The following is a 2,137-nucleotide window of genomic DNA, read 5'->3' as shown; positions in this document are numbered from 1 at the left end:
ATGGCTTACATCAATACAGAGATCACTACCCGAGTAGAGAATGACTCACTCTTAGCTTCACAGCTTAATGTGGTAGCTGTAGCTAACAAAGACAATCTTGCAGCGATTGTTGATGAGCGTACTTCTCGTATTGATGGAGATACTGCACTCAGTACCCAACTCAATACTGTTACTGCACTGAACACTAAGAATGCAGCAGCAATTTTGTCTGAAGCAACAGCTAGGACTGATGCTGATACAGCCCTAGCTAAGCAGATCACGACTGTAAATGCTGCTACGGCAGCTACAGCAGCTGCATTGGTTCAGACAGAGACTACTGCACGTACAGCAGCTGACACTGCTTTGGCAAACCAGATTACTACTGCTCAATCCACTCTGAATGGGAACATTGCATCGGTACAGACTTCTCTATCCACCAGTATCAATTCTGCTAATGGAAAGATCAGTTCTCTTGGTGCTCTGTACACAGCTAAGGTATCTGTTAATGGATTGGTTGGTGGCTTCGGTGTCTATAACGATGGCACGTCCATTGAAGCTGGCTTTGATGTAGATACCTTCTGGGTAGGTAAGACCCTAGCCAATAAGAAGAAACCATTCATCATCAGTGGTAGTAGTACCTACATTGATGAAGCCATGATCAATCAACTGACCTTCTCTAAGCTCAGAGATGAGTCAGGGAATGTGGTGGTTGAGAATGGCAAGCTCAAGGCTACGTATATCAATGTCACCACCATTACTGGTGGTTCGTTCACTGGTTATACATGGCCTGCTTCTGGTTTGACTGGGTTCTACCTTGGTCCCGGTGGTCTTCTGCTGGGTAATGGTAATGATGGGAAGTACTTCCAACTCACCACGAATGGGGATCTGTATACCCCAGGACTCAATATCGTCAATGGAGTTACTACCCTTACAGCAGCCAATATTGTTAACACACTGAACGTAGCTGGCGGTGCTATCACTGCCAATAGCTCTGCTCAAGGTGCATCAGGTACTTGTCCCGGTAGTGGGCAAGTGGATGTGGCTGCATGCAATATCGATGTGGGTACTTCAGGAAATCTTGGAGTCATCATCACGATCTCTGCTGCACTGTATTCAGATCAAAACTGTTCTGCTCATATGCAGATTCTGAGAAATGGCTCAGCGATCTATGACACTGGTACTTCCTTGAGTGGTGGATGGTGGCAGACAGCACAAGGCGCTTTCCATGATCGTTCGCCAGCTACAGGTACCAATACCTACACCATGCGTTGTATGAACCTTCCTGCATCTAGTGATCCTGGCTCCAATAAGGCATTCAATTATCGTCAACCAATCATTATCTGCTCTGGAGCTAAACGATGAGACATTACTTACTGATTGCTCCAGATGGCTCTGTATTACAACGGGGAGTATCTGAAGAAGGTGTTGATATCCCAGTCTTTGGTGGAGCTACTGTGGAGATCATTGCTCCTACAGATCCCCGTAAACCAGCTGAACTGGAAACAACATATAAAGAACTGCGGATTATGGATTATCCACCAATGGCAGAACAGCTTGGTGCTATCTGGAAATTGCTAGCTGCTAATAACCTTTTATCGGGTGAAGCAGAGGATATCTATAACCGAATCCAAGCAGTAAAAGATTCCCGACCAAAAGATTGAATCGGGTATTATGTAGGGCATTTGCCTATCTGGCAAAGACTCCTAATATTTAATCATTATTTAAAGGATTACCTATGCCAGCATCTAATTATCTGCGCGGTAAGATCACTGATCACGTACTGCGTAATGTGGCTTACACCTCTCCTACGACCGTGTATGTCTCGCTGCATACCTCGGACCCTACTCCCAATGGCACTGCGGGTACTGAGATCTCGGCAGCTTGGTATGCACGACAGGCAGCTACCTTTGCTGCTCAAACTACTGCTGGTCAAACCAGTAACTCGGCAACGATTACCTATCCGGGTGTCGAAACCAGTGCAGTCACTGTGACTCACTTTGCCATCTGGGATGCTCAGACTCTGGGCAACATGCTGGAGTATGGTCCTCTGTCGGCTTCGAAAACCTTCTCGGTGACTGACGTTCCTAGTTGGCTGCCAGGTCAACTGGCTTCGACTATGACCTAAGAGTTGGGGATAAAGCTCGATGAATAGTTATCC

The 2,137-nt window shown here is 46.4% G+C and carries 1 protein-coding gene and 1 pseudogene; both read left to right on the top strand.

The genetic code is table 11. The features are described 5' to 3' along the window. Positions 1-1,341 (top strand): annotated as a pseudogene (locus tag QZ994_RS19630) (hypothetical protein); the annotation flags it as partial. Further along, on the top strand, positions 1,338-1,640 hold the full coding sequence (locus QZ994_RS19625; RefSeq protein WP_290877716.1) for a hypothetical protein: 303 nt from the start codon (positions 1,338-1,340) through the stop codon (positions 1,638-1,640). The pseudogene QZ994_RS19630 and the gene QZ994_RS19625, both read left to right, overlap by 4 nt. The last annotated feature ends 497 nt before the right edge of the window (positions 1,641-2,137 follow it).

The sequence above is a fragment of the Aquabacterium sp. genome (assembly GCF_021768455.1).
Classification (GTDB): Bacteria; Pseudomonadota; Gammaproteobacteria; order Burkholderiales; family Burkholderiaceae_C; genus Aquabacterium.
Note: the sequence above shows the minus strand (reverse complement) of the source record. Positions and strands in the feature narration are given on the sequence as shown.